Source organism: Variovorax sp. KK3 (assembly GCF_001984055.1).
In the GTDB taxonomy this organism is placed as follows: domain Bacteria; phylum Pseudomonadota; class Gammaproteobacteria; order Burkholderiales; family Burkholderiaceae_C; genus Variovorax.
The window spans coordinates 1-18388 of record NZ_LYVO01000008.1 but is presented as its reverse complement, the minus strand read 5'-3'; the positions used below and the strand labels follow the sequence as shown (position 1 = coordinate 18388).

Annotated in this window: 17 protein-coding genes; 6 read left to right on the top strand and 11 right to left on the bottom strand. The window is 69.9% G+C overall.

The annotated features are described in order from the left end of the window. Window positions 1–90: 90 nt before the first annotated feature. Complete coding sequence (locus B0W80_RS05850) at window positions 91–1785, bottom strand: ShlB/FhaC/HecB family hemolysin secretion/activation protein (RefSeq protein WP_076998179.1); 1695 nt, start codon at window positions 1783–1785, stop codon at window positions 91–93. Window positions 1786–1825: 40 nt separating this feature from the next. Further along, window positions 1826–3364 (bottom strand): collagen-like triple helix repeat-containing protein, encoded by a 1539-nt coding sequence (locus B0W80_RS05845; RefSeq protein WP_143684495.1) that lies wholly within the window; start codon window positions 3362–3364, stop codon window positions 1826–1828. Between the two features lie 321 nt (window positions 3365–3685). On the opposite strand from B0W80_RS05845, the gene B0W80_RS05840 reads away from it, so the two are divergent. From B0W80_RS05840 to B0W80_RS05825, 4 genes are all read left to right on the top strand, one after another. After that, window positions 3686–3949 carry a hypothetical protein gene (locus tag B0W80_RS05840; RefSeq protein ID WP_076998177.1) on the top strand — a complete coding sequence of 88 codons (264 nt, stop codon included), beginning with the start codon at window positions 3686–3688 and terminating at the stop codon, window positions 3947–3949. A 94-nt stretch (window positions 3950–4043) separates the two neighbouring features. Continuing rightward, entirely contained in the window at window positions 4044–4418 is a 375-nt protein-coding gene (locus B0W80_RS05835; protein ID WP_076998176.1) for a hydroxyisourate hydrolase, read from the top strand. Window positions 4419–4499: 81 nt separating this feature from the next. Then, window positions 4500–4871, top strand: a complete 372-nt coding sequence (locus B0W80_RS05830; RefSeq protein WP_143684494.1) for a hypothetical protein — start codon at window positions 4500–4502, stop codon at window positions 4869–4871. Between the two features lie 122 nt (window positions 4872–4993). After that, window positions 4994–5896 carry a DMT family transporter gene (locus tag B0W80_RS05825; protein WP_076998174.1) on the top strand — a complete coding sequence of 301 codons (903 nt, stop codon included), beginning with the start codon at window positions 4994–4996 and terminating at the stop codon, window positions 5894–5896. 13 nt (window positions 5897–5909) lie between these two features. Here the strand turns inward: B0W80_RS05825 and B0W80_RS35365 are convergent, their stop codons facing one another. The 7 genes from B0W80_RS35365 to B0W80_RS05790 form a co-directional block, all read right to left on the bottom strand. After that, window positions 5910–7610: a ShlB/FhaC/HecB family hemolysin secretion/activation protein gene (locus B0W80_RS35365; protein ID WP_076998173.1), complete on the bottom strand. Its 1701-nt coding sequence runs from the start codon at window positions 7608–7610 to the stop codon at window positions 5910–5912. Between the two features lie 8 nt (window positions 7611–7618). Beyond that, entirely contained in the window at window positions 7619–8938 is a 1320-nt protein-coding gene (locus tag B0W80_RS05815) for a collagen-like triple helix repeat-containing protein (RefSeq protein ID WP_256856503.1), read from the bottom strand. A 383-nt stretch (window positions 8939–9321) separates the two neighbouring features. Continuing rightward, window positions 9322–10083 carry an ABC transporter substrate-binding protein gene (locus tag B0W80_RS05810; protein ID WP_076998266.1) on the bottom strand — a complete coding sequence of 254 codons (762 nt, stop codon included), beginning with the start codon at window positions 10081–10083 and terminating at the stop codon, window positions 9322–9324. A 62-nt stretch (window positions 10084–10145) separates the two neighbouring features. After that, window positions 10146–11144 carry a zinc-binding dehydrogenase gene (locus B0W80_RS05805; RefSeq protein WP_076998171.1) on the bottom strand — a complete coding sequence of 333 codons (999 nt, stop codon included), beginning with the start codon at window positions 11142–11144 and terminating at the stop codon, window positions 10146–10148. A gap of 27 nt (window positions 11145–11171) precedes the next feature. Continuing rightward, window positions 11172–12251: an isocitrate/isopropylmalate dehydrogenase family protein gene (locus B0W80_RS05800; RefSeq protein ID WP_076998170.1), complete on the bottom strand. Its 1080-nt coding sequence runs from the start codon at window positions 12249–12251 to the stop codon at window positions 11172–11174. A gap of 4 nt (window positions 12252–12255) precedes the next feature. Continuing rightward, on the bottom strand, window positions 12256–13626 hold the full coding sequence (locus tag B0W80_RS05795; protein ID WP_076998169.1) for an MmgE/PrpD family protein: 1371 nt from the start codon (window positions 13624–13626) through the stop codon (window positions 12256–12258). A gap of 69 nt (window positions 13627–13695) precedes the next feature. Continuing rightward, on the bottom strand, window positions 13696–14664 hold the full coding sequence (locus B0W80_RS05790; protein WP_076998168.1) for a tripartite tricarboxylate transporter substrate binding protein: 969 nt from the start codon (window positions 14662–14664) through the stop codon (window positions 13696–13698). Window positions 14665–14775: 111 nt separating this feature from the next. Here B0W80_RS05790 and B0W80_RS05785 point away from each other — a divergent pair, with 111 nt between their 5' ends. Beyond that, window positions 14776–15684 carry a LysR family transcriptional regulator gene (locus B0W80_RS05785; RefSeq protein ID WP_076998167.1) on the top strand — a complete coding sequence of 303 codons (909 nt, stop codon included), beginning with the start codon at window positions 14776–14778 and terminating at the stop codon, window positions 15682–15684. A gap of 30 nt (window positions 15685–15714) precedes the next feature. On the opposite strand, the gene B0W80_RS05780 is transcribed toward B0W80_RS05785, so the two are convergent. Next, window positions 15715–16671 (bottom strand): tripartite tricarboxylate transporter substrate binding protein, encoded by a 957-nt coding sequence (locus tag B0W80_RS05780; protein WP_076998166.1) that lies wholly within the window; start codon window positions 16669–16671, stop codon window positions 15715–15717. 78 nt (window positions 16672–16749) lie between these two features. After that, entirely contained in the window at window positions 16750–17307 is a 558-nt protein-coding gene (locus B0W80_RS05775) for a hypothetical protein (RefSeq protein WP_076998165.1), read from the bottom strand. A 160-nt stretch (window positions 17308–17467) separates the two neighbouring features. Between B0W80_RS05775 and B0W80_RS05770 the strand changes: the two genes are divergently transcribed. Further along, on the top strand, window positions 17468–18388 hold a 921-nt coding region (locus B0W80_RS05770; RefSeq protein WP_076998164.1), incomplete at its 3' end, for a LysR family transcriptional regulator.

Here is an 18388-nt window from a genome sequence, read left to right as displayed (position 1 = left end):
CTAGGCAGCAGGCGCGCCAGGTCGTGGTCTTGCCGTCCCGTGTCTGCACCAGGCGTCTCGACGCCTGGCTTCGCCCGACTGTTGCTGCGCCTACGACGGCGATGCCAGCTGATAGCTCAGCATCAGGCTCAGGCGCGGCTTGCGCTGCGGGTTGCTGGCCGCGGCATCGCCGGTCGGCTTGGCCACGGCCAGGTCGAGGCTGTAGTGCCGCGCGTCCGACAGCCGCACGCCGAGCGCGAACGAGCCCAGCTTCTGCGGCGACGGCTGGCCCTGCCGCGTCGACACGCCGGCTGCTTCGAGCAGCACGTAAGGCTCGACCTGCTTGAGCCAGGCGAAGTCGGTGCGCCAGACCTTGTTGAGTTCCGCGCCGACGCCCCAGCCCGAGTCGCCGGCCGCATCGCCCGCGGCATAGCCGCGCCCGAAGCGTGCGCCACCGAACGAGATGCGCTCCGACGAGGCCAGAGGCCCTGTGCCGTACTGGCCGCCGAACGAGAAGCCGGTGCCCCAGCCGCCTGCGAAGCGATCGCGCTGCGCCGCATCGACGGCCACGCGGCTGAAGCTGGTGCGCGCCGCGTTGGCGCCCGAGAGCCCGGCGATATTGCTGCGGTTGACCGCGGACGCACCCAGGCCGTCGATGCCTTGCGCGAACAGCACGCTGGCGGTGCGGCTGCGTTCGGGCGTGGCGTCGGTGTAGGCGAGCTGCGCGAAGAGCGCGCGCACGCGCGTGTCTTCGGCGAGCCAGCCGCCGCTGGCCGGCGCGCTGTAGGTGTCGACGTTGTCGACGGCGTAGAGCCCGCCGCTGAGCATCAGGCTGCTGCGTGCGTTCAGCAGCAGCGGGTAGCTGGCCGCGAGGTCGAGCCGGCGGTTGGTGTTGTAGCGTTCGAGCGTGGCGCCGCGCCCGGACGCCGGATCGGGATAGCCGCGGTAGTCCGACACGCCGAGCTTGAAGGCCAGGCCGTCGTTGCCGACGAACTGGCTGTAGCCCAGCGTCAACAGCTTCTCGCGCCGGAAGTCGCCGGCCAGCGTCGACGCGGACAGCTCGCTGCCGGGCACCACGGGGTCGGTCCACACGCCGCTCAGCACGGCCCGCGCGCGCGGCTGGCGGATGTCGGCACCCACCGAGACGTTGTAGGGCACGCGCTTGACCTGCAGGACGAGCGTCGTCGCGCCGCTGGTGGTCGACGGCATTGCGGCATTGGCTGCGACGCTGAGGCCAGGCAGGCGCATGAGCAACTGAGTCACGCGCTCGAAACTCTTCTGCGTGAGCGGCCGTTCCTTCGTCAGGCCCTCGGCAATCTCGCGCACCTTGCCGGCAACCGGGCCGGCTTCGCCTTCGATGCGGACTTCGGCCACGTAGCCTTCGACCGCGACCACCCTCACGACGCCGTTCTCGAAGCTTTGCGCGGGCAGGTACACGAACGAGAGCGGATGTCCCTGCTCACGGTACAGCGCGGTGCCGGCCTGTGCGGCGGCGACGAGCTGGGCGACGCTGACCTCCTGATTGGCCAGCGGCGAGAAGCGCTTGGCGATGTCCGCGAAGGGCAGAGCGTTCACCCCCTCGATGTCGAAGCGCCGCGGCGTGAAACGGCGCGCGAGGCCGGCGGCCGCCGCGCCTTCGGGCGTGCGCGTGTCGAGCCGGGGCGCGGGTGCCGCCGCACCGGGGATGGGCGCCGGCGCGGGCAGTCGTTCGAGCGGGTTGCCGGCAGGCGGCGTCTGCGCGTGCAGTGCGGCGCCGGCGCAGGCGAGCGCCAGCGCCGCGCCGACACGATGGAGTCGTCGGGGCATGGGGAAGGATCAGGAAATCGGAAGATCGGTTGTCGGCGGATCAGCGGCGCCCCAGTGCGTTGAGCGCATTGCCGGTCAGCCCCAACGAGTTGGACAGCGTGCTGCCGACCGTGCTGCCCACGCCGCTGACTGCGCCGGTGGCGGTGGCGGCAACGGGCGCGACCACGGTACCGACGGTCGAAACGACCGGCGCGACGACCGAGGTGACCACAGGGCTCACGACAGAACTCACGACGGGGCTCACGATCGACGACGCGACCGGGGCCGCGACGGAGGACAGGACGGGCGAGGCGACCTGCGACACCGCGCCGACAACGGGCGTTGCGATCGTCGAGACGGTGGAGACGGCCGCGCTGGCGATCGGCGCCACGGCGGAGACCGTGGAGCCGGCAGCCGGCGACACGGCGCCCACGGTCGCGTTCAGGGCGGAATTCAGTGTCGGTGCAACCGCATTCAGGACCGGCGTGTTGTTGGCGATCGCGCTCACGCTCGTGCCCAGCACGGCAGTCTGGGACACCCCGACGGGTGCGACCGATGCGAGTGTCGTACCGAGTCCGGCAGCCGGCGTGGCCGACGTCGCGCTGGTGGCCGACGAAGCGCCGGCGACGGACGCGGGCGCATGCACCAGCGTGCCCGCCGCGTTCAAGGTCTGGCCCAAGCCGTTGCCGAGGCCCAGCAACTGCTGGCGCGCGAGCGCGTCGCCGGTTGCATTGGCGACACCGGCCACCACGGGTCCGACGCCGGTTCCGTCGCCGACGCGCTGCGTCAACGTGGTGAGTCCGCTCTCGATGGGCACGACCAGGTCGTTGGCGGATCGGGTCAGCTGGCGCACGGCCACACCGTCCACCACCCTGTCGACGCCCGCAGCGATGCCGCTGACCGCGCGGCCGGTGTTGTCGACCAGGCGGCCCGCGCTGCCGGTCACGGGTTCCAGCGCGCCGTTCGCACCGATCTGCCGCACCAGGTCGCCCGCGCTCGACACGGTCTTGCCCGCGTTGTCGATCACGGCGGGCACGCCATCCAGCGTTGCGCCGATCGCTTCGGTCCCTCGGCCGAGGCGGCCGAGTCCATTGCTGACGGCTTCGCCCGTGCTGCCCACGGTGCGGCCCACGTTCTGCAGCAGGCCGGTGGCTGCGCCCGCATCGACGCCTTCGACCTTCGAGCCCAGTCCGGTCACGGCCTGGCCGACACCGTCGAGGATGTTGCCGGTCTTTGCGTTCCCGACGTTCGCAACGGTGATGGTGCCGTCGCCGACGTCCGGAACGCCGGGGATCGGCCCGCCGCCGATCACGACGCTGGGTCCGGTGCCGCCGTTGCCGCCGTTGCCGCCGTTGCCGCTATTGCCGCCGTTGCCTTGGCCGGTCGTGCCGCCGCCGCTGGCGGATGTCTGGCTGCTGCTCGCGGTGGACGCGTCGGCGCTCGCGGCGGCGCCCAGGCCACCTGGCGTGGCACCGCTGGTACCGCCCAGGGCGAAGCCGGCACGGCCGCTGGAGGAGCAGCCGGACACCACGCAAAGCGCTGCGGCGACGGCCGAGGCGATCACGAGACGGTTCAGTTGAAACGAAGGAAGCAGAGTCATGGTGGTGGGGTAGAAAAATTGAACTGGAGGATTGATGCCGCGGCGCGTTTGTAAGGCGCGGCGCGATTTCCAGGTCGCCGGGGCTGTGCTCCAAACGTCGACTACTGCACACGCGCACGAAGTGATGTACTCAGCTGAAACCCTAAGCATTCAGCGAGCAGTGAATCAGTTAGTACACAGCTGAGTGAAAGTTCACAGTGCCTTTCAGCACGAGATGCCGCCCTACAGGCAAGCCTTTCGGCGCCGCCTACGCTTACGGTGCGACCGTTGAAGGAGCATTCCGCCGGAACGCTTCCAGCCGGTCGAAACCGGGAGAGCGCGATGGCCATCTTCAAGGAGATGCGCAGGGTGCGACCTTCGTCCTCGAAGGCGTTCGACCGCACGTTCGGGCCTCATATGGACGCGGCCTACAGCGGCATCTATCGCTGTACGGGATGCGAGCGCGAGATCGCGGTCGAAGGTGGCCGCCGATTTCCGAACCACCCGCATCCACCGGCATGTCCGGCCATCCTGTGGCAACTGATCGTGTCGGTCAGCCACAACGTCGCAGAGTGCGTGCCTGCGAAATTCCGACGACAGGCGTGAGACGCCGAGCGAACTGAAAACAGCCGGCTCCGTCCACGCCACGATCCACTACAGTCACGCCTCTGTCGGTCATGCAACACGCGAGGAGGCGGGAATGCAAGCTGTATCGATTCATGTGGTGGACGTGGCCAATGGCGTCGTGGCCACGGGCATGAAGGTGGAGATCCTGCGCAAGGGCGAGGTCGAGCGCGGCCGGCCCGAGCGCTGGGAGCCGATGGTCACCGGCACGGTCGGCCGCAACGGCGTGGTGGACGGCATCGAAGCAGAGGCGCAGGTGTTCGACGTGGGCGTCTACGAGATGCGGCTGCACGTCGGCGGCTACTACCGGGCGCGCGGACAGACCCTGCCCGAGCCGGCTTTCATGGACGTGCAGTGCTTCCGCTTCGGCGTGGCCGACCCTTCGCAGCACTACCACCTTCCGGTGAAGCTCACGCCTTGGGGCCTGTCCTGCTTCCGCGGCGCGGCATAGGCGCTTGCACCACATCGGGGCGGCGCCCGTTGCCATCGCCGTGCCCGCGGCGTATCGTGGGCGGCGTGAAGGAGGGCTTGCATGCCTTCATCCCGAAGCACCGCATACGGAGACACGCACGGCACGCTTTCGATGCCGCTCGACACCGCGAACTACCAGGCGGTGCTGGGCCCGTCGTCGCATGCCGACCTGTGCAGGCGCGCGGTGCAGGCCATCTGGCGCAGCCTCGACGAACACGACTTGCTCGACGAACAGGTGCGCGCCGAGCTCGCACGCATGCTGGAGCCGTTGAGCGCGGCGCCCGCCTTCGGTGACCGGCCGCAGCGCCTGATCAAGATCCTTCGCCTGCCGAACCCGATCGACCCGTCCCATCTGTACTGGCTGACCCGCCGCTTGCTCACGCTGGTGCCCGACCTGCAGGCCGCGGCGGTGTCGAGCAAGGAACTCATGTAGTGGCCCTGCGTGCTCGGCTGCCGGCGATGCGGACAAGCAGGCCGGCAACAACGTTTTACTGATAAAACGAGAACGCGCTTCCGAGGCGCTACAGTGCGGAGTCCCACTGTCACCTACCGAGCATGAACAAGAAAACAATCGGCACGCTCCAGATGATTGCGGCCATGCTGATATCGGGGACCATCGGCTGGTTCGTCGTGTATTCGGGTCAACCCATCACCGAACTTCTGTTCTGGCGTTGCGTCTTCGGGGCCGCGGCGCTGCTGATCGTTTGCTGGCTCACGGGGTCGCTGAAGGGCGGCGCACTGACGTGGAGCCAACTGGGCTGGGCGGTTCTCGGCGGCACCGCGATCGTGCTCAACTGGCTGCTGATCTTCGAGTCGTTTTCACGGGCCTCGATCTCGGTGGCCATCGCGGTCTACAACACGCAGCCCTTCATCCTGGTCGCGCTGGGCGCGATCTTCTTTTCGGAGCGCATCACCGCCACGATGGTGGGCTGGCTGGGCATCGCCTTCGCCGGCGTGTTGCTGATCGTGTATGCCCGCCCTTCGGCCGCCGCCTATGCCGGGCCGTCGAGCGAGTACGTCGCAGGCGTGCTGATGGCGCTGGGCGCCGCGTTTCTGTACGCCATCGCGGCGATCGTGACCAAGAAGCTCGGCGACAAGCCGCCGCACCTGATCGCGCTGATCCATGTCTGCGTAGGCACGGTGATGATCGCGCCCTTCGCCAACCTCACGCATCTGCCGACGGAGACCCGCGCCTGGGTCGACTTCGTGGTGATGGGCGCGGTATACACCGGCCTGGTGTTCGCGCTGCTCTACGGTGCGATCCAGAAGCTGCCGACGCACTCGATCGGCGCGCTGTCCTTCCTGTACCCCATCTTCGCGATGGTGGTGGACTTCGTGGCCTTCGATCATCGGCTGAAGCCGCTGCAGCTCGTCGGCTCGGCCGCGATCCTGATCGCGGCGGCCGGCATGAACCTGGGCTGGCGGCTCACGCGCTCGTCGGCGCCGGTGACCGACTGAGGCGCCCTGTCGTTCACTGCGGCTCGAGCTGCCAGGCCAGCAGCACGCTCAGGCGCGCGCGCCGGTTCGGATTGGTGCTGGTCGCATCGCCGGTGGGCTTGGCCACCGCCAGGTCGAGGCTGTAGCGCTTCGCGTCCGACAGCCGGATGCCCAGCGCGACGGAGCGCAGCTTCTGCGGCCCCTGCGCCACCGACCGGGCATGCAGGCGCGTGCGCGCGGCTTCGAGCAGCAGATAGGGCTCGACCTGCTTGAGCCAGTTGCCCTCCATCCTGAACATCCGGTTGAGTTCGAGGCCGATGCCCCAGCCGGCGTCGCCTGCGGCATCGCCGGGCGCGTAGCCGCGGCCGAAGCGAGGCCCGCCGAACGAGATGCGCTCCGACGCTGCCAGCGGATGCGGGCTGTGCTGCGCGGCGAATGAAAAGCCCGTGCCCCACTGGTTGGCGTAGCGGTCGCGCTGGCTCGCTTCCAGCAGCAGGCGCGTGAAGTCGAGACGTGCGCTGCCGGGCCCAGCGAGCCCGGCCACGTTGCTGCGGTTGCGCGCCAGCGCACCGGCGCCGTCGAGGCCTTGCGCCAGCATCAGGCTGGCGGCGCGGCTGCGGTCGGCGCGCGTCTCGGCGTAGGCCAGCTGTGCGAACAGCGCGCGCACCCGCGTGTCTTCGGACAACTGGGCGCCGCTGGCCTGCACGCGGTAGTCGTCGGTGTTGTCCACGGCATAGAAGCCGCCGCTCAGCGTGAGGCTCGATGCGGCGCGCAGCATCAGCGGGTAGCTGCCCGAAAACTCGAGCCGGCGGTTCGTGTTGAAGCGCTCGATGGCGCTGCCGCGTCCGTTCTGCGCGTCGGGATAGCCGCTGTAGCGCGTGAACGCCGCCTTCAGCGCGAGCCCGTCGATGCCAACGAACTGCGTGTAGCCCAGGGTCAGCAGCTTCTCGCGCCGAAAGTCGCCTGCCAGCGTCGAGGCGCTGAGTTCACTGCCAGGCGCGAAAGGATCGTTGAGCACGCCGCTGAGCACCGCGCGCGAACGCGGCTGTCGCAAGTCGGCGCCCAGCGTCACGTTGTAGGGCTTGCGCCTGGCACGCAGCACCAGGGTCGTGGCGCCGCCGGTGGTCGAGGGCCGCGCCGCCTCGGCCGCCATCGTGATGCCGGGCAGCCTGGCCAGCAGTTGCGTGACGCGCTCGAAGCGCTCGAGCCGCAACGGCCGTTCGCCCTGGAGCGCTTGCGCCATCGCCCGCAGCTTGGGCTCCGCAGGCCCGACATCGCCCTCGATGCGCACGTCGGCGATGTAGCCTTCGACCGCCACCACGCGCACCACGCCATCGGCGAAGTCCTGCTGCGGCAGGAAGACGAAGGACAGCGCGAAGCCGCGGTCGCGGTAAGCGGCCGTGCCCTGCCCCGCAGCCGCGACGAGCTGCGCCACGCTCGCCTCCTGTCCGGCGAAGGGCGCGAACAGGCCGGCGATGTCGGCGAAGGGCAAGGCGGCCACGCCTTCGACATCGACGCGGCGCACCGTGAAGCGCCGTTGCAGCACGTCGCCGGCCGGGCCCGGTGGCGCTTGCACGTCGACGCGCGGCGCCTGCCCCGCGGTGGGCGCGATCGGCTGCGGCGCTGGCAAGCGGTCCAACGGGTTGCCGGCCGGCGCCTGGGCATGCAGCCCGGTGGCGCACACGGCGAGCGCGAACCCGAGCGCCACGCCGCGGCGCACGACGACGTGGGGCACGCGCGCCGTCAGCGGCGAGGTTGCGTCAGACCGCCGACCAGCCCGTTGGTCAGGCTGCTCACGGTGCCGAGCGTGTTGCTCACGAGGTTGCCGTTCGTGCTGCCGCCTGCCGTGCTGCCGCCCGTGAGTGCGCCGGTCACTGGTGCCAGCACGGGCTGGACGAGCGCACCGGCCGGTGCCGTCACGCTGTTGACGGTGGTGCCCAAGGTGTTGGTGAGGCCGCCCACGGTGCCCGCAGTGCCCGTGCCCGCGGCGCTCGCAAGGCCCACGCCCGCACCCGCGCCCACGCCGGCTCCAATGCCCGTGCCCGTGCCCGTGCCCGTGCTCGATCCCTGGCCGCCGGCCCCGGTGCCCGCGCCGACCCCGACGACCGCACCGAGCCCCGCGCCCACGCCGAGCGTGCCGCCCAGCAAGCCGTTGCCGTTGCCCGGCGCGCTGCCGTCGGGCGCATGCACGATGCCACCCACCGAGGCCACGGTGCTGCCCAGGCTCGCTCGCAAGCCTTCGGTCTGCCCACCGGCGATGCCGCTGCCCAGTTGCTGCGTGAGGCCCGCGACGGGTTGCCCGATGCCGGTGCCGTCGCCGATGCGCTGGGTCAGCGTGCTCACGCCGCGATCGATCGGCACCACCAGGTCGTTGACCCGGCCGGTGACCTGGCGCACCGCGCCGCTGTCGGTGACGCCGCCGAGTTGCCCCGCGACGGAACTGACCGTGTTGCCGACCCCGTCGACCAGGCCGCCCGCGGCCGCAGTCACGGGCCGCAGCGGCGTGTTGCTGCCGATGCCGGTCACGAGTTCGCCGGTGCTCGACACGGTCTTGCCGGTGTTGTCGACCACCAGCGGCAAGCCGCTCAGCGTGCCGCCGATCGCGTCGCTGCCGGTGCCGAGCTTGCCGAGACCGTTGCTCACCACCAGGCCCGCGCTGTCGACCGTGCTGCCGGCATTTGCCAGCACGCCCGATGCAGCGCCGTTCTGACCGATGCCCGACACGGTGGTGCCCAGGCCGCTGACCGTCTTGCCCGCGTTGCCGAGCAAGGTGCCGGTGGCCGACGCGGCGACCGTGCCGGTGCCGCCGCCGTTGCCGCCCGCTCCACCCGTACCGCCGCCTCCGCCGGCCGAGCCACCGCCGCCACCCGCCACGTCGCCGCCGGCGCCTCCGGTGGCACCGCCATTCGCACCGCCGCTGGCGCCACCGCTGCCGTCGCCGATGCCGCCCGGCGTGCCGTTGCTCGTGCCGCCGAGGGCGAAGCCAGCGCGTCCGCTGGAAGAACATCCGCCCAGTGCGGCCAGTGCGGCCACCACGGCCGCGGTACATACGAGTCGATGCATCTTCACTTCATGCTCCTGCAAGAAAGACCGTCCCCTGCCGCAGCCAACCGCCTTCGTTGTGGCTCGCCGCAGCGCCCTTTGCCGAACAAGTGGCGCCCTCTTCCGCGTGTTGTTCGCAGCTGAAGCATCTCGCAACAACCGAAAAATCGGAGCCGAAGCTCAACCGAATTTGCCGCTGTCCTACACCGGCAAGTCGAAGGCATTAAGTGGTTTCCCTTGAGCTGCACGGCGATGCTCGGCGGCTGACACGGGCGTAGGAAAAAGCCTCACGGGCGCGAGCACGAAGCCCATGCGATAGAGCATGGTTGCCCTGCGCAGCGGCGTCGGCGAAAGAGTGACGGCCGAGTGGCTCGGCCACAGTTCAGGCTCAGCCCGTCAGCGGATCAGCCCGCGCGCAACGGCGCGACGGCGGCGCCTTCGATCGCATGCCGCTCGAGCGCAGCCGCCACGAAGCCGGAACGCTTCATTTCCTCGATGAAGCCGCTGAGCCATGCCTGTGCGGCGGCCCGGCCCTTGGGCACCCCCATCGACTGCTCGATGACCATGAAGCGGCCCGGCAGCAGCCGCACGCCACCCACGCGCCGCGCATCGGCCTCGAGCTGCTGCTTGACGCCGGCGGCCACGTCGAGGTTCTGCGTCATGAACATGTCCGTCACGGCCGGCGAGGTCGGCGCGCGCACCAGCGTCGCCGACTTCAGCTCGCGCGTCAAAAACAGGTCGTAGGCGCTGCCGCGGCCCACCACCACGCGCGTGCCGGCGCGGTCGACCTCGTCGTTGCGCTGCAGCGCCGAGCCGCTGCGCACGAGGTAGGCGCCTTCGATGATGACGTAGGGCGCCGTGTAGTCCATGTCGGCGCCGCGCACCGGATCGATGGCGACGAAGGCCAGGTCCACACGGCCCGCCTTCAGGGCCTCGACCACGTTGCCGGCCGAATCGAACTGCACGAGTTCGATGGGCAGGTCGAGCCGCTTGGCCGCCTCGCGCGCCAGGTCCACCGACACGCCTTGCGGCTGGTTGCCCGCGCCGCGTTTGGCCAGGATCGGGTTGCCGAAGTTGATGGCCGCGCGCAGCGTGCCGCCGGGCGCGATCGCCTGGCGGGCAGCACGGGTGTCGGCCGGCGACGTGCCTGCGCAGCCGCCCAGCATGAGGGCGCCTGCGGCGAGCACAGCGCGTCGAGTCGTCATGGGGCCGTTCATCGAGTCTCCTTTCATGCCGCACCGGGCATGCGAATCACGATCTTGCCCACGTGCGCGCCGGCTTCCATGTCGGCCTTGGCCTCGGGCAGCCGGTCGAAACTCACCACCCGGTCGACCACCGGACGCATGCGGCCGCCGCTCGCGAAATGCGGCAGCACTTCGGCGATGAAGCGCGGCACGGCCGACGCGCGCTGAGCCTTGGAGCGCAACTTGTTCGACACACCGAAGAGCGTGAGGCGCTGGCGGTGCAGCGCTTCCAGGTCGATGTCGGCATGGAGCACGTTGTCGACGTGGCCGACGGTGGCGAGCCGGCCTTCGAAGGCGAGCGCGCGCATGTCTTCGGCGAAGACCGATCCGCCGACGGTGTTGACGATGAGGTTCGCTCCCTGTCCGCCGGTCGCTTCCATCACGGCCGGTGCGAAGTCGGCCGCGCGCGTTGCCAGGCCCACGTCGAGCCCGAGCGACTTCAGCGCCTCGAGCTTGGCAGCCGAGCCCGACGTGCCGATCACCTTCGCATCGAGCATCTTGCCGAGCTGCAGCGAAGCCACGCCGACACCCGACGACACGCCGTTGATCAGCAGCCATTCGCCCGCCTTCAAGTGGCCTTGCAGCACCAGCATGTCGAAGGCGACCAGAAAGGCCAGCGGAATGCCGGCCGCTTCCTCGAACGACAGCCCCGGCGGCACCGGCATGGCCTCGGCCGCTTCCATCAACGCATACTCTGAAAAAGCGCCGGCGCAGCGGCCCATGACGTGGTCGCCGCCGCGAAAGCCGCCAGCACCGCCGATGCCGCTGCCCACCGTCACCACCTCGCCCGCGCCTTCGCCGCCGATCGCCTTCCAGCTGCCGGGCTGACCGTGCAGCCCGTGGCCCAGCAGGAACTCGCCGCGGTTGAGCGCCGCGGCCTGCATGCGCACCAGCAACTGGCCGGGGCCCGGCACGGGAGGCGGCGTCTCGCGCAGTTCCAGCGTGGTGCCCGTGTCGCTCATCTGCATCCAGTAGGACTGCATGGGTGCCTCGTCTTTCGCCGTCGGGTTTCAGGGAGAAAGATTGTCGATCACGGCCCGCGTGAAGCTGCCGGTGTTGCCGCTGCCTCGGATGTCGCCGGTGCGCGCCTGCGGATCGGCCAGCGCCGCTGCGGTGGCCCGCGCCATCGACGTGCCCATGCGCACCGCGCCCTCGTTGCCGCGGCTGTGGCCCAGCCATTCGAACATCATGCGGGTCGATTCGATCATGGCGTACGGGTTGGCCACGCCCTGCCCCGCGATGTCGGGCGCAGAGCCGTGCGTGGCCTGCGCCATCGCCACGTCGCCGTCGCCGATGCACAGCCCCGGCGCCATGCCCAGCCCGCCGACCAGACCCGCGGCTTCGTCGGACAGGATGTCGCCGAACATGTTGGTCGTGACCACCACGTCGAAGGTCTGCGGATCGCGCACCAGCCGCATCGCGAAGGTGTCGACGATCACGTCGTCCACGCGCACGTCGGGGTACTCGGCCGCGAGCTTGCGGCACTCTTCCACGAACATGCCGCAGCCGAGCTTGAACACCGTGTCCTTGTGCACGTAGGTCAGGTGCTTGCGGCGCTGCCGCGCCAGCTCGAAGGCGGCGCGTGCCACGCGGCGGCTGCCGGTGCGGGTGATGACGCGCACCGACAGCGTGACCTCGTCGGTGGGCCGGAACTCGCCCGAGCCCGCGACCATGTTGCGGTCGGGCTGGAAGCCCTCGTTGTTCTCGCGCACGATCACCAGGTCCACGCCGTCGTGCAGGCAGCCGATGTCGGGGTACGAGCGCGTCGGCCGCACGTTGGCGAACAGGTTGAACTGCTTGCGCAGGATCGGGTGCGGGTTGATCGCGTTGGGCACCTTGGGATAGGCACGGTGGCCGATGGGGCCGAGGAGCCAGCCGTCGAGCGTCTGCAACGCCGTGAGCGTGTCGGGCGGCAGCGTGTGGCCGTGCGTCTGCAGCGCGCGGGCGCCGATGGGCAGCGGATGCCAGTCGATCTGCACGGCGTGCATCTCGGCGGCCGCGCGGGCGATCTGCACGGCGGCCGGCACGATCTCGTGGCCGATGTCGTCGCCGTCGAGGACGCCGATGCGAAGGGGGGTCTGGCTCGTCATCGTTCTAGCCTGCGCAGAGCGCGGTGAGGCTGCGGATATCCTCCACCGAGTCGAGCGCCCGGCAGGCGGCAGTGATCTCATCGGCGCGGGCCTGGCCCAGCACCGGTGCCACCAGCGCATAGAACTTGGCCTGCAGCTGCGCGTCGCTCAAGGGATTCTGCATCGAGCCGATGGCGTGGTCCACGCGCATCTCCACGCGGCGGCCGTCGGTGAGCACGGCCGTGACGGCGACCGACGCCTCGTCGATGGCCGGGTCCACCGTGGCCTGCACCTTGTCGCGCAGCGCGAAGACCTGCGGATCGTTGACCACCGCATCGGAGAACTCTTCCTCGCCCGCCCGGCCGTACAGCAAGCCGACGGCGCAGCCGTGGTACACGCTGAACTTGCCCTGCAGGCCGTCCTTGGGCGTCTTCTTGCCGGTGAGCTCGAGCACCAGCGGATGCACGCGCAGCTCGATGCGTTCGACCTGCGACGCCGTGACGCCCTGCCCGCGCAGGCGCACGCAGGCATCGATGCTCGGATGAATGACGATGCCGCAGGCGAAGGGCTTGTAGGTGTTGAAAGAGATCTCGAAGCGCTCGCCGAGTTCATCGGTCACCTCGTGCCAGGCGCGCTTGTCCGACACCACCTGCACGAAGCCGCGCGGCGCCTCCAGCGCGCGCTCGCTGGCCGTGAAGCCGCGGCTCGCCAGCAACGCGGACAGCAGCCCCGCACGCGCCGCGCCGCCCGGATGAAATGGCTTGGTCATGGTGCCGAACTGCTCGCGCAGGCCGACCGGCTGCGACGCGGCGATGCCCAAGGCCATGGCCGTTTTCCGTTCGTCCAGCCCCAGCAGCCGCGCGCAGCCGGCCGCGGCGCCGAGCGTGCCGGTGGAGCCGGTGATGTGCCAGCCGCGGTCGTAGTGGTCGGGGTACATGGTGTTGCCGATGCGGCAGGCCACGTCGATGCCCAGCACCAGCGCGTCGAGCACGATGCGGCCGCTGGCGCCCCGCTGCTCGCCCAGCGCCAGCACGGCCGAGGCCACGGGGCCGGCGGGATGGATGATGGTCTTCAGGTGCGTGTCGTCGAAATCGAAGGTGTGCGAAGTGATGCCGTTGATCAACGCGGCGCTGGCCATGTCCACCTTCTCGTTGCGCCCCAGCACGGTGGCCTGCGGCGCCGGCTGCAGCATCTGCACCGCGTCCAGCGCGGCCTCGGCCGCTTCATGCCGCGCGGCGCCGATGGCGCAGCCCAGCCAGTTGTAGAAGGTGCGATGCGCTTCGCGATCGACCGCGTCGGACCAGCCGCGCGAGCGGTGGCCCGCCACGAAGCGGGCGAGGATGGCGGTGATCGGCGGTGCGGAGGTGTCGGCGGGGACGTGCGTGTTGCGGGCCACGGGAAGTCTTCGGTGGAAGTTGGAAAGATGGTTGAAGAAGGGTTGAAAAAGAGAAATCCGCCGAGCGGTTCACTCGTCGAGCCGGATGTTCCTGGCCTTGGCCAGCGCGGTCCAGCGTGCGATGTCGGTGGCGATGTACTGGCCGAACTGCTCCGGCGTCATCGGCCAGGGCTCCACCGCCTCGCCGGCCAGCTTCTCGGCCAGGTCGGGCGACTTGAGCACCGCCACCTGTGTCTCGTTGAGGCGGCGCACGATGTCCGCCGGCATGCCGGCCGGGCCGACCGAGCCGTACCACTGCATTGCATCGAAGCCCTTGAAGCCGGCCTCTTCCATCGTAGGCACGTCCTTGAGTTGCGGGCTGCGCTGCTTGCCGGTGACGGCCAGCGCGCGCATGCGGCCCGAGCGCAGGTGCGGCAAGGCCGCCGCCAGGCCCGGGAACATCGCCTGCGTCTGCCCGCCCAGCAGGTCGTTGATGGCCGGCGCGATGCCGCGGTAGGGCACATGGACGATGGTGGTGCCGGTCTCCTGCTTGAAGAGCTCCATCGTCAAGTGCGTGAGCGAGCCCGCGCCGGCCGAACCGTAGCTCACCGCGGCGCCGCTGCTCTTCAGGTACTGCACGAATTCGTCGATGGTCTTGGCCGGCACCGAGGCATTGACCACCAGCACGTTGGGCGTGGCGCCGATCATGCCGATGGGCGTGAAGTCCTTGATGGCGTCGTAGTTCACCTTGCGCGTGGCCGGCGTGGTGCCGTGGGTGGCCACGTAGCCCTGCATCAGCGTGTAGCCGTCGGGCGGCGCGTGCGCGGTGATCTGGCTGGCCACCACGCCGCCGCCGCCGCTCTGATTGTCGACCGCCATGCTCTGCCCCAGCAGGCGGCCCCATCGCTCGGCGACCACGCGGGCGATCATGTCGTTGCCGCCGCCAGCCGCCACCGGCACGATGTAGCGGATCGGCTTGGCCGGGTAGGACTGCGCGAGCGCCAGGCCCGGCAGCGCGAGGGCCGCCGACGCGGCCTGCAGCAGATGGCGACGTTGCATCGATGTCTCCTTGTTGTGAACGCATCTTCGGCATTCGGGCCCTTGCAGTAAATTGCGAACTTCTGGTGTTTTGTTGCATTCCTTGCATGAGTGAGAACCAGGCCACCCGCCATGACCCAGCCATCGCTTGCCGACCTGCGCGCCTTCGTCACCGTCGCCGAGACGCAGAGCTTCGCGGCGGCGGCGCGTGCCCTGCACCTGTCGCAGCCCGCGCTGTCGCGGCGCATCTCGCACCTGGAGAACCTGCTCGACGTGCGCCTGTTCGACCGCACCACGCGCAACGTCGAGCTCACGCTGCTGGGCCGGCGCTTCCTGGGACAAGTGCGCGGGCTGGTCGCGGAGCTCGACCGCTCGGTGACCAGCCTGCGCGACGCGGCCGAGCTGGAGACGGGCGACGTGACCATCGGGTGCGTGCTCTCCACCGTCCATCACTTCATGCCGCCGCTGATCAACGCCTTCCGCAAGAAACACCCGAACGTGCTGGTACGCATCATCGAAGAAGGGGCCGACGAGGTGCTCGCCAGCGTGAAACAGGGCGAGGCCGACCTGGCGCTCAACTACATCGGCATGCAGGACCCGGAGGTCGACTTCACGCCGCTGCTGAAAGAGCCCTACGTGCTCGCCTGCCCCGCCGACCATCCGCTGGCGCGGCGCCGCTCGGTCGGCTGGGAGGAACTGGCCGCGTACCCCCACGCGCGCGTGTCGCAGGCCAGCCGCAACCGGCTCTTCATCGACCAGGCGCTCGCCGAGCTGCCGCCGCTGCCGCGGCCGGTGTGCGAGGTGCGCCACGTCTCCACGCTGATCGGCATGGTCGAGAACGGCATGGGCATCGCCGTGGTGCCGCAGCTCACGCTGCCCCGCCAGCCAGCGGCGGTGGTGGGCGTGCGGCTGGAACGGCCGGCCATCAGCCGGACCATCGGCATCACGCGGCGGGCGGGGCGCAGCCTGTCGCCGGCGGCGCAGGCGTTTGCGGAGTTGCTGATGGCGAATGCAACCCTCAAACCTCAGCGACGCCGATGAGCGCGCCGCTTCGGGCCGCGCACTGCTCGTTCAGTCGAGCCGAATGCCCTTCGCCTTGATCACCGTTCCCCACCGGTCGTATTCCGAGCGGATCTGCTTCGCCATGTCCTGCGCGTTGCCGCCCACCGGCTCGGACGCCAGGTCGCGGATGCGCTTCTGGATCTCGGGCAGCTGGGTGATGCGGACGAACTCCGACTGCAGCCGGGCCTGCACTTCCGGCGGTGTGCCGGCCGTGGTCCACACGCCCTGCCAGCCCAGCAGGTCGAAGCCCGGCACGGCTTCGGCAAGGGTGGGCACATCGGGCAGCGCCGCCAGCCGTTTGGGCGTCGTCACGGCGATGGCCTTGGTCTTGCCGCTGGCCGCGAAGGGAATGGCCGAGGGAAAGGGTTCGAACACCATCGCGACCTGCCCGGCGATCACGTCGGTCACCTGGCCCTGCTTGTAGGGCACGTGCAGGAACTGCGTCTTGGTCTGCTCCTGGATGATCTCGAAGGCCAGGTGCGACGCGGTGCCGGGGCCATAGCTCGCGAACGCCACCTTGCCGGGCTGGGCGCGCGCGTAGGTGATGGCCTCGGCCAACGTCTTCGGCGGAAAGTCGTTGTTGGCCAGCAGCACGTAGCCGGTCGACAGCGTGATGCTGATCGGCACCAGGTCCTTCTGCATGTCGTACGACAGCTTGCCGAACAGGTGCGGGTTCATCGTCGGGATCTGGTTGTAGGCGTACAGCAGCGTGGTGCCGTCCGGCGCCGCGCGGGCGACGTATTCGGCGCCGATGTTGCCGGAGGCGCCCGCGCGGTTTTCCACCACCACCGGCTGGCCCAGGCTGCGGCTCAGGTGCTCGCCGTAGACGCGCGCCATGATGTCGGGGCCCGTGCCTGCGGGTGCGGGCACGACGATGCGCAGGGTCTTGTTGGGCCATGCCGACTGGGCATGGACGAGCGGCGCCGCCAGCGCGAATGCCGCGGCGGCCAGCAGAACGGTCTTCATCGTGTTGTCTCCTGATTTTTCTCTCTCGATCGTCGCAGGGGTGGGCGCTTCGCCCTGCCCTCGTCGGCGCCGGTCGCGCTAGGCGGCTGCGGGTTCGCGCTGGAAGATGCCGGCCTCCACCAGCCGCTCGATGCCTTCGGGTGCGATCTCGGCGGCCGGCGCGTTGCCGCCGATCATGCCCAGCAGCAGGCCCTCGGCCTCGCCCGCCGGCGCTTCGACGCATTCGAAGCGCCTCTGGACGCCGACCTCGATGGCGATGAAGTCCAGCGGCTCGAGGATCACGTGCTCGTCGCCCTGGTCGCCTTGCCACTCGAGCTTCCAGCGGCCCTTCATGGCCATGAAGGTCTCGATGGTGTCGTGGGTGTGCATCAGCACCCCCTTGCCCGGCGCGGCCGCGATGAAGGACACGCCGAAACCGGCCTTGATGTGCGACACGCGCGCCTTGGCCTTGTCGCCGAAGGGCGAGAACTGGCCATCGCCCTTGGGCTGGTCGAAGCCGAGCACGTTGAGAAAAGCGCGGCGGCATTCGGGCAGCTGCATGTCGGGCAGGCCGTCCTCGCAGCGCTGCAGGTCGCCGAAGCGGGCGAGGCCGGAGACGACCTCGGATCGGGCGGGCTTGACGGTGGCGATGGTCATGTCGTGTGCAGTCTTTCGTGGGTGGGGGCGTGGGGTGGGAATATCCACCGATTCGAGCACCCGCGCCGCGCCGCCACAATGAGGCGCGTGCAATGCCGCCATTCGGTGGACGTGATGCCCTCTCCCCCCTGTCCCTGTCCCTGCCCTTTGCTCCCTGACGATGAAACGCAGCAACATCAACCTGCTGATCTGCCTCGACGCGCTGTTGACCGAAAAGTCCGTCACCCGCGCCGCCGAGCGCCTGGGCATGAGCCAGCCCGGCATGAGCAATGCCCTGGCCCGCCTGCGCGAGCTGACCGGCGACCCGCTGCTAATCCGCGCCGGCAATGGTTTCCTCATGACCGAGCGGGCCCAGGCCATCGCGCACAAGGTGCGCAGCGGCCTGGAACTGATGGACGAGATCTTCGCGGACGAAGGCCCACTCGACCTGGCCAGCGCGAGCGGCACGGTGACGCTGGCGCTGGCCGATTCGATGGGCATGGCCTACATGCCGGCGCTCGCCCAGGTCGTGTCGCGCGCGGCGCCCGGGCTCACGCTGAACGCGCGCGCGCCGGACCCCACGCACCTGCGCGAATGGCTCAGCGAAGGCGAGTGCGACATCGCGATCGGCCACTTCCCCGAGCCCGCGCCCGAACTGCGCGTGATGCCACTGCTCGACCAGCCGCTGGCCTGCATCACCGCGCGCACGCCGGGCCAGAAGCCCATCACGCTCGACGACTACCTGGCCCGGCCGCACGTCGTCTTCGGCTCACCCTTCTCACCGCGCTCGACGATGGAGCTGACGCTCACGCAAGGCCTGGCCGACGCCGGCCTCGAACGCCGGCGCATGGTGCGCGTGTCCTCGGTCATGCTGATCCCGTACATCGTCGCCGGCTCCGACCATCTCGCCACGCTGCCGCTCTGGATGTGCCGGCACTTCGCGGGCTTTCTGCCGCTGACGGTGCACCCGGTGCCCACGAAGGTGCCGTCGATCGAGACGGTGATGGTGTGGCACGAGCGCACGCACCGGATCGCGCTGCAGGGGTGGCTGAGGCAACAGGTGGCGCAGATCGTGCCGGGGGAGGCGGCGTTGGGGGTGGAT

Excerpts from the sequence above, each read along its gene's own strand:
- B0W80_RS05850 (WP_076998179.1), bottom strand. The coding sequence starts at position 1,785 with ATGCCCCGACGACTCCATCGTGTCGGCGCGGCGCTGGCGCTCGCCTGC.
- B0W80_RS05845 (WP_143684495.1), bottom strand. The coding sequence starts at position 3,364 with ATGACTCTGCTTCCTTCGTTTCAACTGAACCGTCTCGTGATCGCCTCG.
- B0W80_RS05840 (WP_076998177.1), top strand. The coding sequence starts at position 3,686 with ATGGCCATCTTCAAGGAGATGCGCAGGGTGCGACCTTCGTCCTCGAAG.
- B0W80_RS05835 (WP_076998176.1), top strand. The coding sequence starts at position 4,044 with ATGCAAGCTGTATCGATTCATGTGGTGGACGTGGCCAATGGCGTCGTG.
- B0W80_RS05830 (WP_143684494.1), top strand. The coding sequence starts at position 4,500 with ATGCCTTCATCCCGAAGCACCGCATACGGAGACACGCACGGCACGCTT.
- B0W80_RS05825 (WP_076998174.1), top strand. The coding sequence starts at position 4,994 with ATGAACAAGAAAACAATCGGCACGCTCCAGATGATTGCGGCCATGCTG.
- B0W80_RS05815 (WP_256856503.1), bottom strand. The coding sequence starts at position 8,938 with ATGCATCGACTCGTATGTACCGCGGCCGTGGTGGCCGCACTGGCCGCA.
- B0W80_RS05810 (WP_076998266.1), bottom strand. The coding sequence starts at position 10,083 with ATGCTGGGCGGCTGCGCAGGCACGTCGCCGGCCGACACCCGTGCTGCC.
- B0W80_RS05805 (WP_076998171.1), bottom strand. The coding sequence starts at position 11,144 with ATGCAGTCCTACTGGATGCAGATGAGCGACACGGGCACCACGCTGGAA.
- B0W80_RS05800 (WP_076998170.1), bottom strand. The coding sequence starts at position 12,251 with ATGACGAGCCAGACCCCCCTTCGCATCGGCGTCCTCGACGGCGACGAC.
- B0W80_RS05790 (WP_076998168.1), bottom strand. The coding sequence starts at position 14,664 with ATGCAACGTCGCCATCTGCTGCAGGCCGCGTCGGCGGCCCTCGCGCTG.
- B0W80_RS05785 (WP_076998167.1), top strand. The coding sequence starts at position 14,776 with ATGACCCAGCCATCGCTTGCCGACCTGCGCGCCTTCGTCACCGTCGCC.
- B0W80_RS05780 (WP_076998166.1), bottom strand. The coding sequence starts at position 16,671 with ATGAAGACCGTTCTGCTGGCCGCCGCGGCATTCGCGCTGGCGGCGCCG.
- B0W80_RS05775 (WP_076998165.1), bottom strand. The coding sequence starts at position 17,307 with ATGACCATCGCCACCGTCAAGCCCGCCCGATCCGAGGTCGTCTCCGGC.